The organism is Bacteroides fragilis NCTC 9343 (genome assembly GCF_000025985.1).
Taxonomy (GTDB): domain Bacteria; phylum Bacteroidota; class Bacteroidia; order Bacteroidales; family Bacteroidaceae; genus Bacteroides; species Bacteroides fragilis.
In genome coordinates this window covers 1,432,792-1,445,693 of record NC_003228.3, presented here as the reverse complement: position 1 = coordinate 1,445,693, position 12,902 = coordinate 1,432,792, and the positions used below count along the sequence as shown (strand labels likewise).

Genomic DNA, 12,902 nt, shown 5'->3' with positions numbered 1-12,902 from the left:
CGAACATCTCTTATTTCTCTACACCCATCGATATGTCTCTGACAGCAACAAACCTAAGGATGGACTTAGAAAAGCATTCAATCTTTGTTCATACAAACTTGTAGATTCAAACAGGTTCTTAAAATTTTTCAATCCATTCTTCAGGTACAGCAACACGAAAACATCCCATAGAATGAAAACGGATCCTTATCCGAAACCCTGTGTCCGAAGTATCCAGTTCGCCCACTAACCCAGTCAAAGGACCTCCTGTAACACGAACCATTGTGGCGGATTCCAAGCAATCGGGTATCCATTCCACAGCGGTATCCATTTGAGAAAACAATAGTTGATAACTTTCCACCTGCCATTCCGGAACACGATAATCCCAGATGTTTTGAGGAATAATCAATCCTGATATTCCGGATAACTGCCGAATGTCGGACAATGACGTCCAAATAAGGACGCAACGAGCTATTTGTGGACATAATGCCTCCCTGGAACGTCCCTGCCATTGATAAGTAATTTTACGTAGTGGAAGATAGTTTCGGACTTTCCGCTGATCCAGTTCTTGCTTCACGCGTTGCTCTGCCCGAGAAGCAGTAAAAGCAAGATACCAATGACATGACTGTTTTTCTGTCATTTCGGGCCTTTCGTTTGTATTCATCTATTTCTTATTTTGTTAAACTCACCATCGAAGCAACCATCGCAGCTATAGAAGCAATGGAGCTACTCATGCCAACAGCTCCTGCTGTAGTCATTTTCTTCCGTTCTCCTTTGCTGGGCACAATTATTTCACACCCGGGTTCAATGGCATTTGCCGTATTTCTTCTCAATCGGGAGACTGTACCATTCATATATACAACATAAGCACGCCGTTTCAAGGCCCGGTTTTCAAAACCACCGGCTTGTCCTATATAATAATCAATTCCACTTCCTTTCTGATAAAGCACAGTATTGGGGTACATCACAGCACCGTTAACAGTCACGGTACTGACATATTTAGGAACAAAAAGTACGTCGCCCTCCCGTAATACCAGATCTTCATCCGATTTCGGCTTTGCCAGAGCTTTTTCAAGTTCAATACCGACAGAGTAAGTCTGATCCACTTCCAAAGAAGATAAAGAGACCGAATCTTTTCCGGTTCCCTTTGTTGCAAACCGAACTGCATCTTGCTTTTGCCGGATTTCATCCGCTGTCATCCTGCGCATCAGACGCGCACCTTTCGCATAGGCGCTCTTCGATAACCCTCCGGCTTTTGCTATCAAGTCACTCAGCCGTTCATTCTTTTTAGTCAGCGCATAGTTTCCTGTAAATGTAACTTCCCCATTGACCGTCACATTTGCCTGCTTTTGATACCCTGGACTTCTACGTACAAACACCATATCATAAGGTTCCAATTTCAGTGTATTGCTCTCTCCTATCAACAGTCCATTTTTCAATTCTACTGTAAAGCTTTTCCCTATCACAGTAGAAGAAGAAACACTTTTAGGATCTTTAATTCGTCGTGACACATCGATACGAACAGTCGAAGCCGATTCCAATAATCCGCCAGCTTTTAAAATCAAGTCCTGAACACTCATATTCCGCGCAAAGGGAAAATAACCCGGTTTTGCCACGTCACCATAAATGAAGAGAACTCCTTCTTTTTCCAATTCCTTTATACTTGAGATATAGAGTACATCATTCTTTTGCAGAGGTAAATCGGGTGCAGTTCCTGCCATAAGTTTTTTCAGATCAACAGGAATCATTTCATGAGACAGATCTTCACGCTCCCGCCTCAACAAGGCTCTATTAAGAAAAGCATCTCCACGAAGACCTTCCGCCTGTTGTATCAGCCGCTTTATAGTCCCCGTCACACTATCCAACTGATACATGCCTGCACGATAAACCGCTCCATGAATTTCTACTTTATTTGAAAAACGTCCCAATACCGCCTCAACGGACACTTCATCGTTATCAGTCAGAATAAAGTTATCGTAATCCTGTTGGTCCACATTATATATTTGCTTCTCCCTTCCGCTACGACGCACCAGACGAACCGTATTCCGATAAGCATCTCCGGTAAATCCACCCGTATAACCAATCAAAGTAGCTAAACTTTCTCCATGTTTCATTTCATAGATCATCGGTCTCTTCACCTTTCCCGATATACCAACCAAATTTTCATAAGGGGATACCAAAACCACATCTCCTTCCGACAAACGTATATCATCTGTAAGTTTTCCTTTCATAATATACTCATACACATCCACATCAGCTACTTTCATACCACTTCGTACGACTTGAATGGTTCGTAAACTGCCTATACGATTAACTCCTCCGGCACGATACAAAGCATGAAACACCGATGCAAAAGCCGATAACCGATACGTACCGGGAACTTCGACCTCTCCCATCACATTGACCATAATGGAACGTATTTTTCCTAACGTCACCTTGATATGTGCCGATTCTCCGGAGATAGCTGCATAAATCTTACTAAATTCATGCCGCAAATATCGTTCAGCCTCCTCCATATTCATACCACTCAGGTAGATAGGACCGATATTCTCCACCATGATATTACCTTCCGGAGAAATAGTCTCTCGTACCGTATTTTCCGAAGTTCCCCATACATCAATAATCACTTCATCCCCCGGCCCCAACCTATAATTTTCCGGAGTAGGAATATTTAAATTTGGCTCAAATGACAAATTCCGGCTGGCAAATATATTGCGTCCAAAAACCTGGAGTTGTTTACTCTGCTCCGTACCATTTTGTAACTCTTCCTGTTGAGCCTTTGTCCATCCGATAAATGATAGCAACAGTAAAAAGACTAATACTTTCTTGCCCATCTTTCTAACTCATTCTATAAAATTATTTTTCTTCTTAAATCTCCGAAAATCATAAAGTATCCATATCAGACAAGCGAGTAGTCCCAATATCACACTTCCAAGAATACATCCTAATAAAACCATAGCAGTTAACTATTTATAAATTCTCAATAAAACATTCTTATTATCAGCACATTATAGTCCAAAAGATGTGTTTTTAAACGTACGTTTAAAAACACATCAAAAACGAGTGATTTATTACGAAAAAGGATACATAAAAATGAAAAGAGAAAATATAAACCCTAACAACTATCACCTATTTGAAAATGAGGTTATTTCAATTAAAATAGAAGTAAAAAACAAGTCTTTTTATTAAACACTTTGTATATTTAAATATTAGCCCTATCTTTGTGAACAAATAAACGTACGTCTAAAAACACATTCCACTTACTTTCTTTCATCCCCGATTTGATAGCATTTTCCCAACTTAGCAGACTTATAATCCGGAATAATCTTGTATTTTTGCGCCACGACTATTCAAAATTCAGATATGATGACCCGATTTTCTTTTGTCCTTTTCGCATTAATCTCACTTCTGCTAACCGCTTGCCAAGATAAGCAGAAAGTAGTTTCCAACACCGAAAACGGGACTTCCGTGCCACTTTCATACGCCCAAGGATTTGGTATAACACATTCCTCCGGATACACCACAATTACAGTATACAATCCCTGGAAACCAGGAGAAATTTATGATACCTACTATCTGGTGAAAAACGAAGGCCAGGCAGTTCCTACTGACGGACTAAAAGTAGTAATTCCTCTAAAGAGTATAATGACCAACTCAGCCACTCATCTGGGATTCCTCGAACTTCTTGGAGAATTGGACAAAGTCACGGGAGTCTGCAACTCAAATTACATTTATAACCCTACTATCCTTCAAGGTGTAAAAGATGGAACAATAAAGGATTTAGGTGACGCTTTCAATCTGGACATAGAAAACCTACTTCTACTACATCCGCAGGCCGTAATGACTTCTGCCTACAATGCCGAGGATGAAAACAGCCGGCGTATGAAACAAACAGGATTACCCATTTTGTATAATATCGAATGGCAGGAGAAGTCCATCTTGGGACGTGCAGAGTGGATTAAGTTCATAGGAGCTTTTTTCGATAAAGAAAAGCTTGCTGACAGTATCTTTAGTCAGATAGCAGAACAATACAATGAAATCAAAAAGAAGGCTGAAAAATTATCATACGCTCCTTCCATTCTTTCCGGACAAGATTATAGGGGAACTTGGTCCATGCCAAGTGGAAGAAGCTACAATGCGCAACTCTTTCGCGATGCAGGTGCCAACTACTATTATGCCAATGACACCACAGTTTCCGGAAGTATATCCAGTAGTATCGAAGAAGCTTTGATACACTTCAACCAAGCTGATATCTGGGTAGGTGTACAAGCCAACACACTCGAAGATTTGGGAAAGATGGATCCCAAATACAAACTATTTAAATCCTATAAAAATGGTAATGTATATCATATAAACAAACGGACAAACATTACCGGAGGAAACGATTATTGGGAAAGTGGAGTAGCCCGCCCGGATCTGTTATTGAATGATATGATTAAAATCATTCATCCGAGCCTATTACCAGAGTACGAATTGACCTACATGGATAAATTAAAGAGTAAATGAAACACTACCGACTGTTTTTACTATTAATAGGATTGTTAGTTTTGGCCTTTCTGGCAGATATCGCCATCGGAAGCGTTAGCTTGTCTATACGTGACGTATGGAATACTTTTATCGGTAGCAACGATAACCTTATCTACCGGGAAATCATCTTGAACCACCGACTCCCTAAAGCACTGACAGCCATTTTGGCAGGAGCCTCACTCTCCGTTGCCGGAGTGTTAATGCAAACTCTGTTTCACAACCCACTGGCTGGTCCCGATGTGTTGGGAGTAACTTCCGGTGCCAGCTTAGGAGTAGCCTTACTGATTCTCGGCACCTCTTCTCTTCCGTTGTGGCTCATTACAGGTTGGGGACAAGTGACTGCTGCTATTATTGGAGCTATAGGGGTTTTATTATTGGTTATTATTGTCTCTATCAAAATTCCTCAAACCATCTCGTTACTGATTATAGGTATGATGTTTGGTAACTTTGCCGGTGCCATCGTGAGTATCCTGCAAAGTATGAGTAATCCGGATACCCTGAAACTATTCATCACCTGGACCTTTGGAAGTCTTTCTTCAGTAGGCTGGGAACAGATGAGCGTGATGGCACCTGTCATTGCCTGTGGAATTCTGACTGCATTACTATTACAAAAACAACTCAACATCTTGCTGCTGGGAAAAAACTACGCCAACGGATTAGGGGTCTCCGTTCCTCGGCTGCGGCTTTGGATTATCCTGGCTACAGCACTCCTGGCAGGAACCTCCACTGCTTTTACCGGTCCCATAGCCTTTATCGGCATCACGATGCCTCACGTAGCCCGTGGCTTATTCGGCAGCCCCAACCACCGCATCATTCTTCCAGCCTCCATGCTCTGTGGTGCCATCACACTGTTAGTCTGCGATTTAATTTCCCAACTACCCGGAATGCAAGGTACCCTACCTATCAACGCGGTTACTGCCTTGTTTGGATCCCCTATTATCGTATGGATCATACTACGGAATTCATATATCAATAAATAGAAGTACACGAATAGACTATTTTCACTGGAGTACAAGACTACTTAATGAACTAATGTGACTGTCTAGTATTCCATTTACAAAGATACTTTCTGCATCAGCCTACTATATTCAAACGCAAAGGGGATGCTTGTAAGCATCCCCTTTGCGTTTGAATATATCACTAATAAGAGAGCAGGTCCCTCCATCAAGCGTTTTTTTATTTTTTCACAAGTACCATTACCAGTGTTCCGTCTGCACTATAAAATCCGATACCTCCTCCGGATAACACATCGAATGACTTCACCTCGTTGATAGCTTTCATCACTTTGCCTTCCACTTCCATATCAGGACAAGCCATCATAGTAGAAATAACATTAGGGAAAGAAATGGAACGGGGATTCTCCTTATCTGTTTCAAATCCTCCATTAATCAAATTACATCCCGCATTGCCATGAATGGACTTCTTCCTCACGTCAAAATTGATAAACGGTTGTTTTTCCATACCCGAAGGGATAGCTTCTCCATTCACTTCTTCGATTTTCCATTCACCATTCAAAGCAGACAACTTTACATCCGAAGCTTTCTTCTGAAGAACGACTACCGGACGATTGGAAGCGTTGCAAAGAGCCATATTATGTTTACCCAGTTTTTTATAACTCTTCACCTGTCCCAATGCATTCAGCACATTTTGTTCTGTCGTCATATCCGGACAAGCCATACGGGTACTCCCCAATCGGCTCATATCGATAGTACCGGGTTTTGAATTGAGATCTATAGATCCCATCATACGGTTACAACCACTATTACCATATACTTTACCCGTAGCTGTATCAAAACCAATAAACGGCAATTCCTGATTTTCTGCCGGCACAATGGCTGAGCCATTCACTTCAATGATATTCCATTCACCATTTAAAGATGATAAAGAAGCGGCTTCTTTTGTCGAACCGCAAGATGACATAGCGAATACTGCACTCACCATACAAATTGAAAGTAATACTTTTTTCATTGTCATACTGTTTAAGTTAAATATCGGCGCAAATATATAAAAAAATAACATAAAGTTGATACATTTGCCGAATTAAGATAAACAGAACAAACAAACGAATAGTTCAATTTAACAAAATATAATCATGAAAAGACGCCTCAGAACCTTATTACTCCTTCTTTTGATAGCCACCAGAACATTACTTGCACAAAACAGCCATTTTGCAAGTTCCTCCTCCCCCGGCTCCCTATCACCCGATGAAGAAACGGATTTCATAACAACACATTTCCCCTTAAAGCAGTTATGTAAATGGACACCCGGAATGAAGTTTATGTTCATCCCCGATAGTAGTGATGAATTCGTCCCCATATTATGCAAATATGAAGATGGGAAAGAAGTCGACAACGATTTGCTCAAAAGTAAAACGCTGGAATATACCGGTTCGGAAGAAACTGTACATGAAACGTATATCGGCAAGATTTATACTTCCCGATTCATATTCCAGTGTGAAGATCATAAATACTATTATGAGATGAAAGATGTCAAACTGAACGATTTGTGTGATCAAAATCCGTATGCCAGCATCCCTGCCCTCGTCTATCTGCAAGATGTAAACAAGGCCAAGGAATTATTAATTGGGAAAACGCTCTATACGCGTACTACCATAGCAAAAACAGACGATGCCAACAGCTATTCAGAATATAGAGAAGTCAATATCGCGAAAGGTGAACCTGTCAAAATTACAACAATAGATGTCGGTAACAAGTCCTTCCCGGTAAAAATCACTTTTATTGACCGCAAGGGAGTTTCTTATTATATTGATGTAGCCATGTCCAGGACCAACTCCGGTATGGAACCTGCAGATTTTCAAGCGGAGAAAAGAATAAACTATTTTCCAAATGCATTTTCTTTCACCAATCCGGATGTCAAAACCAGAGAGTCTATCCAGTCCAAATACATCGGACAGTCTGTTTATCCTCAAAAGACAATTCGGGTCAAGCAAACAGAGTTATTACGTTATACCCCATTACATATCAAAGATGTACAACCTGAAAAGGCAGGAACATCAGCTACACTCCTTCTGACAGATATTCAAGGAAACACATATCAAGTCAAAGTAGATTTGAAATATGATCCGATCCTTAAAAATGAAGATTTCATAGAGGACCTTTTCGGATTCTCCGACATACGAAAGAAATATCCAAACATTAGTGAATCCAACTGGCTTATGCTTGCCAAAGGAGAAGTAAAACCGGGCATGACAACCGAAGAATGCAAATTAGCAATAGGAGAACCGATAGAAATCAGAGTTCGGACAGACACCCGCTTTGAAACCTGGTTATATAGAGGAAAGATATTGGAATTTGAAAATGGCATCTTGCTCCGGGCTAAATAAAGAAACTTAAATCGTCGAATATTCTGAAATAATGCCGTATATTTGTTCCATCAACAATTCTTAAATTCTTAATTTAAAATTCTTAATTAAAGAAATGGGTAGAGTTCTTATTATCGGTGCAGGCGGTGTAGGTACCGTTGTAGCACACAAAGTGGCACAAAATGCCGATGTATTTACTGATATCATGATCGCCAGCCGCACGAAGTCAAAATGTGACGACATCGTGAAAGCCATCGGCAATCCCAACATAAAAACAGCCCAAGTGGATGCTGATAATGTGGACGAACTGGTAGCACTCTTCAACGATTTTAAACCGGAAATGGTCATTAACGTTGCATTGCCTTATCAGGACCTGACCATCATGGAAGCCTGCCTGAAAGCAGGAGTCAACTACCTGGATACCGCTAATTATGAGCCTAAAGATGAAGCTCACTTTGAGTACAGTTGGCAATGGGCCTATCATGAACGTTTCAAAGAAGCCGGCCTCACCGCCATTTTAGGTTGTGGATTCGATCCGGGAGTAAGTGGTATTTATACGGCATATGCCGCCAAACATTATTTTGATGAGATTCAATATCTGGATATAGTAGACTGCAATGCCGGAAATCATCATAAAGCTTTTGCAACAAACTTCAATCCGGAAATCAATATCCGCGAGATCACCCAGAACGGACGTTATTATGAAAATGGCCAATGGGTGACCACAGGTCCACTGGAAATTCATAAAGATCTGACATATCCAAACATCGGTCCCCGTGATTCATATCTGTTGTATCACGAAGAATTGGAATCATTAGTCAAAAACTTCCCGACCATCAAACGAGCACGTTTCTGGATGACATTCGGTCAGGAATATCTGACTCATTTGCGTGTGATTCAGAATATCGGAATGGCGCGTATTGACGAAATAGATTACAATGGACAAAAGATCGTTCCGCTGCAATTCCTGAAAGCCGTGTTACCTAATCCTCAGGATTTGGGTGAAAATTACGAAGGTGAAACTTCTATCGGTTGCCGCATTCGTGGTCTGAAAGATGGCAAAGAACGCACTTACTATGTATATAATAACTGTAGTCACGAAGAGGCATATAAAGAAACAGGTATGCAAGGAGTAAGTTATACCACAGGCGTACCGGCTATGATCGGTGCCATGATGTTCTTTAAAGGCGAATGGAAACGTCCGGGTGTAAACAACGTGGAAGAGTTTAATCCGGATCCGTTTATGGAACAATTGAATAAACAAGGCTTGCCTTGGCACGAAGTATTCGATGGAAATTTGGAACTGTAATCAACATAACAATATGCCTATTGGCTATGCCTAACCCTAAGTAAGTCAATCGGCATATTTATTATTGGAAGAATCATCAAAAATGAATGTAGGAGATAAAGCCCCAGAACTGCTGGGTATCAATGAAAAGGGTGAAGAGGTACGCCTCAACAACTATAAAGGAAGAAAAATCGTCCTTTATTTCTACCCTAAAGATAACACTTCCGGCTGTACGGCCCAAGCTTGTAGCCTTCGGGATAATTACGCAGAGCTACGTAAAGCCGGATATGAAGTGATCGGTGTAAGTGTAGACAATGAAAAGTCACACCAGAAATTTATTGAGAAAAACAATCTGCCATTCACCCTGATTGCCGATACTGATAAAAAATTGGTAGAGCAATTTGGAGTATGGGGAGAAAAAAAGCTATATGGCCGTGCTTATATGGGTACTTTACGTACAACTTTCCTTATCAATGAAGAGGGAGTTATCGAACGGATCATCGGACCCAAAGAAGTAAAGGCCAAAGAACACGCTTCACAAATTTTATAAATCGATCATTATGGCAAAGAAAGAAGACGAATTAAACTTTGAAACAGATAATAATAAAATGGCATCAAGCGAAAAATTAAAAGCCTTACAGGCTGCCATGGACAAGATAGAGAAAAGCTTCGGTAAAGGTTCTATCATGAAAATGGGTGAAGAAGTGGTAGAACAAGTAGAAGTAATTCCAACAGGTTCGATAGCACTGAATGCTGCATTAGGCGTAGGCGGTTATCCCCGTGGAAGAATCATTGAAATTTATGGTCCGGAATCATCCGGTAAAACGACACTGGCCATCCACGCCATTGCAGAAGCACAAAAAGCCGGTGGAATTGCCGCTTTCATTGATGCGGAACATGCTTTTGACCGCTTCTATGCGGCTAAACTGGGAGTAGATGTGGATAACCTGTTCATCTCGCAACCCGATAACGGAGAACAGGCGTTGGAAATTGCAGAACAATTGATACGCTCTTCAGCTATTGACATCATCGTAGTGGACTCTGTAGCCGCCTTGACTCCGAAAGCTGAAATTGAAGGGGATATGGGTGACAACAAAGTGGGCTTGCAAGCCCGCCTAATGTCACAGGCATTACGTAAGTTAACATCAGCTGTAAGCAAGACTCGTACAACCTGTATCTTCATCAACCAGTTGCGTGAGAAAATCGGTGTAATGTTCGGTAATCCGGAAACAACAACCGGTGGTAATGCATTAAAATTCTATGCTTCCGTACGTTTGGATATCCGCGGTTCACAGCAGATCAAAGACGGTGAAGAAGTGATTGGTAAGCAGACGAAAGTCAAAGTTGTGAAAAATAAGGTAGCTCCTCCTTTCCGCAAGGCAGAATTCGATATTATGTTTGGTGAAGGCATATCACATTCGGGAGAAATCATTGACCTGGGAGCGGATTTGGGAATTATCAAGAAAAGCGGTTCATGGTATAGCTACAACGACACAAAATTGGGCCAAGGTCGCGATGCAGCAAAACAATGTATCGCCGACAATCCAGAACTTGCTGAAGAACTGGAAGGACTGATCTTTGAAAAGTTGAAAGAGCACAAGTAAGTGTAATCAATAAACAACGATCGGCAGTGTTCTATCGGACAACCGCCGATCGTTTATTATATATCTTAATTCATCATATTCCGTTTTTCCAATGCCAACGAATAATATTTATTCAGCAGCATAGCCCACTCCGCTACCAACTCGATAGGTATGCCCGGACCATTTTCATCGTTAGATTCGGCAAACATCCTTAACCGGTCGTCCAAGATAACCAAACGTCGTATCTCCGGCTCTCTCTCACCTAATACTTCTACAATAATGTCCAATTTTGTTGTTTCATTTTGACTCATAGTATCTATTTTTAATTCAGTCATTAAAAGTACATCTTTTTCGCCAAAGATCTTCATCTTACTTATTCTTTTTTCGCTTTCTTTGTAACAAAATTCCTCCCGTTACGTCTTAAGGATATAAACATTGACAAGAACGAACACATGGATACCGAAAGTTTTAAAAGAGAGTTTCTACCCTATCATCGCAAGCTGTACTGCGTGGCCTATCGGCTATTGGAGAATGCTGCTGATGCGGAAGACTTAGTGCAAGAAGCCTATCTGAAGTTGTGGGATAAACGGGAAGGACTGTCGGTTATCAGCAATCCTGAAGCATTCAGTGTCACTTTAGTAAAAAATATGTGTTTTGATTTGCTTCGTTCAGGAAAGTATGTTCTGTCCCGACAAAGCGTGGAGCTATCAGCCGCCCAAGATGTTTTTCAACCGGACAATCTGGAAGCACGTGAAGGGGTACGACAAATAAAAGATATTATTGCCCACTTACCCGAACAACAGCAACGAATCATAAATATGCGCGATATTAAAGGTTGTTCATACGAAGAGATAGAACAAGTCACTGGATTAAACTCTATAAACGTCCGTGTGCTACTGTCACGGGCAAGAAAAAAGATACGTGAAGAATTTAATAAATGGAATAATTATGAAAGTCGAAGAAATTGAAAGGCTGCTCGCCGAATTTTATGAGGGGACCACTACCGAGAGCCAAGAAGAGGTGCTGAGAAATTATTTCAGAACAACGGAAGTGCCCGGACATCTGCTGAAGGACAAAGAAATTTTTCTCAATCTTTGCCCAGATGCCGACCAAGATATAGAAGTTCCTGCACATCTGGAAGACAAACTAAATCTGCTGATTGACGAAATGGCCGAGAAAGAACAACACTTTTTCCGCCCCAATAACTCCAAAAACAGCTGGCGCTGGATTGGAGGGGTTGCAGCTACCATATTATTGCTTATAGGCATTGGATACGGGATTGACAATTTAAGCAAAAATGTGTGCCCACCCACCCCACAAGATACATTCTCCGATCCGGAAGAAGCCTACCGGATGTTACAGGCAACTTTACTGGAGATTTCTACCAACCTCAACTATGGACTCAATGAGGTGAAAGAAAGCCAGATAGATATGAGAAAAATACATCAAGAAGTAAGAAATGAAATTAAAAAATAAACAATTATGAAAACAATGAAATTTATTTTGGCATGCGTACTGCTATTGTCACCTCTGCTTTGCCAGGCACAAAAAAACTTATTCAACAAGTACAATGACATGAAAGGGGTATCCTCTGTTTATATCTCTAAAGCAATGATGGAATTAAATCCGAATCTATTTATGAAGGACCTTTATATAGGTAAAGTAGCAGAACATTTGAACTCTGTCCAAGTGCTCTCTACACATGATAATAAGGTACGTGAAGAAATGGCCAAAGATATCCGTTCATTGGTGCAATCATCCAAATACGAATTATTGATGAAACAAAAAAGTACGGTTTCCGGTTCGGAAGTTTATGTAAATCGCAAAGGAAGTAAAGTGAAAGAACTGATTATGGTAATGAACGGAGCATCTTCTCTAAAATTTGTATATATGGAAGGGGACATGACTACGGATGATATCAAGAAGTTAATGTTATACCAAAGCACCAGTCAAAACTTTATAATATCAGGAGATCTGTTTTATGCAAATAATAAACCGGTTACTTACTTTAAAAAAGGAAATTCGGACAATCAAAAAGACATGGCAGAGTTAAGCGGAACCTATAATTTAAATTCGATAGATACGAATTATAAAGAAGAACTAAGTACCTTAAACGACAAATTAAAAAGAATTGACCAAGGGCTCAAAAACATGAATATAAAGTAGAAAATCATAAAATAGTTATTATACAATAAGGTACGAT

13 protein-coding genes are annotated in these 12,902 nt (G+C 40.6%); 9 read left to right on the top strand and 4 right to left on the bottom strand.

What is annotated here, in order from left to right; translation table 11 throughout:
• Positions 1 to 118 precede the first annotated feature (118 nt).
• Both BF9343_RS05515 and BF9343_RS05510 read right to left on the bottom strand, forming a co-directional pair.
• The gene (locus BF9343_RS05515; protein ID WP_005795676.1) at positions 119 to 643 is read right to left on the bottom strand and encodes a UpxY family transcription antiterminator; all 525 of its coding nucleotides are present in this window, start codon (positions 641 to 643) and stop codon (positions 119 to 121) included.
• Between the two features lie 7 nt (positions 644 to 650).
• Entirely contained in the window at positions 651 to 2,813 is a 2,163-nt protein-coding gene (locus tag BF9343_RS05510; protein ID WP_010992367.1) for an SLBB domain-containing protein, read from the bottom strand.
• 532 nt (positions 2,814 to 3,345) lie between these two features.
• Between BF9343_RS05510 and BF9343_RS05505 the strand changes: the two genes are divergently transcribed.
• Positions 3,346 to 4,485, top strand: coding sequence for an ABC transporter substrate-binding protein (locus BF9343_RS05505; protein ID WP_005812882.1), 1,140 nt, complete (start codon positions 3,346 to 3,348; stop codon positions 4,483 to 4,485).
• Entirely contained in the window at positions 4,482 to 5,486 is a 1,005-nt protein-coding gene (locus BF9343_RS05500; RefSeq protein WP_010992365.1) for a FecCD family ABC transporter permease, read from the top strand. The genes BF9343_RS05505 and BF9343_RS05500 overlap by 4 nt, the downstream gene beginning before the upstream one ends.
• Before the next feature lie 196 nt (positions 5,487 to 5,682).
• Here the strand turns inward: BF9343_RS05500 and BF9343_RS05495 are convergent, their stop codons facing one another.
• The gene (locus BF9343_RS05495; RefSeq protein ID WP_010992364.1) at positions 5,683 to 6,474 is read right to left on the bottom strand and encodes an META domain-containing protein; all 792 of its coding nucleotides are present in this window, start codon (positions 6,472 to 6,474) and stop codon (positions 5,683 to 5,685) included.
• 124 nt (positions 6,475 to 6,598) lie between these two features.
• Here BF9343_RS05495 and BF9343_RS05490 point away from each other — a divergent pair, with 124 nt between their 5' ends.
• From BF9343_RS05490 to recA, 4 genes are all read left to right on the top strand, one after another.
• Complete coding sequence (locus BF9343_RS05490) at positions 6,599 to 7,849, top strand: hypothetical protein (RefSeq protein ID WP_010992363.1); 1,251 nt, start codon at positions 6,599 to 6,601, stop codon at positions 7,847 to 7,849.
• Between the two features lie 94 nt (positions 7,850 to 7,943).
• The gene (locus BF9343_RS05485) at positions 7,944 to 9,137 is read left to right on the top strand and encodes a saccharopine dehydrogenase family protein (protein WP_005785790.1); all 1,194 of its coding nucleotides are present in this window, start codon (positions 7,944 to 7,946) and stop codon (positions 9,135 to 9,137) included.
• A gap of 82 nt (positions 9,138 to 9,219) precedes the next feature.
• Positions 9,220 to 9,666, top strand: coding sequence for a thioredoxin-dependent thiol peroxidase (gene bcp / locus BF9343_RS05480; protein ID WP_010992362.1), 447 nt, complete (start codon positions 9,220 to 9,222; stop codon positions 9,664 to 9,666).
• A gap of 10 nt (positions 9,667 to 9,676) precedes the next feature.
• Positions 9,677 to 10,720 (top strand): recombinase RecA, encoded by a 1,044-nt coding sequence (recA, locus tag BF9343_RS05475; protein WP_010992361.1) that lies wholly within the window; start codon positions 9,677 to 9,679, stop codon positions 10,718 to 10,720.
• Positions 10,721 to 10,785: 65 nt separating this feature from the next.
• Here the strand turns inward: recA and BF9343_RS05470 are convergent, their stop codons facing one another.
• Positions 10,786 to 11,067: a hypothetical protein gene (locus BF9343_RS05470; RefSeq protein WP_010992360.1), complete on the bottom strand. Its 282-nt coding sequence runs from the start codon at positions 11,065 to 11,067 to the stop codon at positions 10,786 to 10,788.
• An 84-nt stretch (positions 11,068 to 11,151) separates the two neighbouring features.
• Between BF9343_RS05470 and BF9343_RS05465 the strand changes: the two genes are divergently transcribed.
• Genes BF9343_RS05465 through BF9343_RS05455 form a run of 3 tightly spaced genes read left to right on the top strand, consistent with a single transcriptional unit; the run spans position 11,152 to position 12,865 of the window.
• Positions 11,152 to 11,667, top strand: coding sequence for an RNA polymerase sigma factor (locus tag BF9343_RS05465; RefSeq protein WP_005785783.1), 516 nt, complete (start codon positions 11,152 to 11,154; stop codon positions 11,665 to 11,667).
• On the top strand, positions 11,648 to 12,175 hold the full coding sequence (locus BF9343_RS05460) for a hypothetical protein (RefSeq protein WP_032567543.1): 528 nt from the start codon (positions 11,648 to 11,650) through the stop codon (positions 12,173 to 12,175). Before BF9343_RS05465 ends, BF9343_RS05460 begins: the two co-directional genes overlap by 20 nt.
• A 6-nt stretch (positions 12,176 to 12,181) precedes the next feature.
• The gene (locus tag BF9343_RS05455; RefSeq protein WP_010992358.1) at positions 12,182 to 12,865 is read left to right on the top strand and encodes a DUF4252 domain-containing protein; all 684 of its coding nucleotides are present in this window, start codon (positions 12,182 to 12,184) and stop codon (positions 12,863 to 12,865) included.
• Positions 12,866 to 12,902: the final 37 nt, after the last annotated feature.

Bases quoted from the DNA above. Each gene is read 5' to 3' on its own strand.
- BF9343_RS05505 (WP_005812882.1), top strand. From the start codon at position 3,346: ATGACCCGATTTTCTTTTGTCCTTTTCGCATTAATCTCACTTCTGCTA.
- BF9343_RS05495 (WP_010992364.1), bottom strand. From the start codon at position 6,474: ATGAAAAAAGTATTACTTTCAATTTGTATGGTGAGTGCAGTATTCGCT.
- BF9343_RS05465 (WP_005785783.1), top strand. From the start codon at position 11,152: ATGGATACCGAAAGTTTTAAAAGAGAGTTTCTACCCTATCATCGCAAG.
- BF9343_RS05455 (WP_010992358.1), top strand. From the start codon at position 12,182: ATGAAAACAATGAAATTTATTTTGGCATGCGTACTGCTATTGTCACCT.
- BF9343_RS05515 (WP_005795676.1), bottom strand. From the start codon at position 643: ATGAATACAAACGAAAGGCCCGAAATGACAGAAAAACAGTCATGTCAT.
- BF9343_RS05510 (WP_010992367.1), bottom strand. From the start codon at position 2,813: ATGGGCAAGAAAGTATTAGTCTTTTTACTGTTGCTATCATTTATCGGA.
- bcp (WP_010992362.1), top strand. From the start codon at position 9,220: ATGAATGTAGGAGATAAAGCCCCAGAACTGCTGGGTATCAATGAAAAG.
- BF9343_RS05490 (WP_010992363.1), top strand. From the start codon at position 6,599: ATGAAAAGACGCCTCAGAACCTTATTACTCCTTCTTTTGATAGCCACC.
- recA (WP_010992361.1), top strand. From the start codon at position 9,677: ATGGCAAAGAAAGAAGACGAATTAAACTTTGAAACAGATAATAATAAA.
- BF9343_RS05500 (WP_010992365.1), top strand. From the start codon at position 4,482: ATGAAACACTACCGACTGTTTTTACTATTAATAGGATTGTTAGTTTTG.
- BF9343_RS05470 (WP_010992360.1), bottom strand. From the start codon at position 11,067: ATGAAGATCTTTGGCGAAAAAGATGTACTTTTAATGACTGAATTAAAA.
- BF9343_RS05485 (WP_005785790.1), top strand. From the start codon at position 7,944: ATGGGTAGAGTTCTTATTATCGGTGCAGGCGGTGTAGGTACCGTTGTA.
- BF9343_RS05460 (WP_032567543.1), top strand. From the start codon at position 11,648: ATGAAAGTCGAAGAAATTGAAAGGCTGCTCGCCGAATTTTATGAGGGG.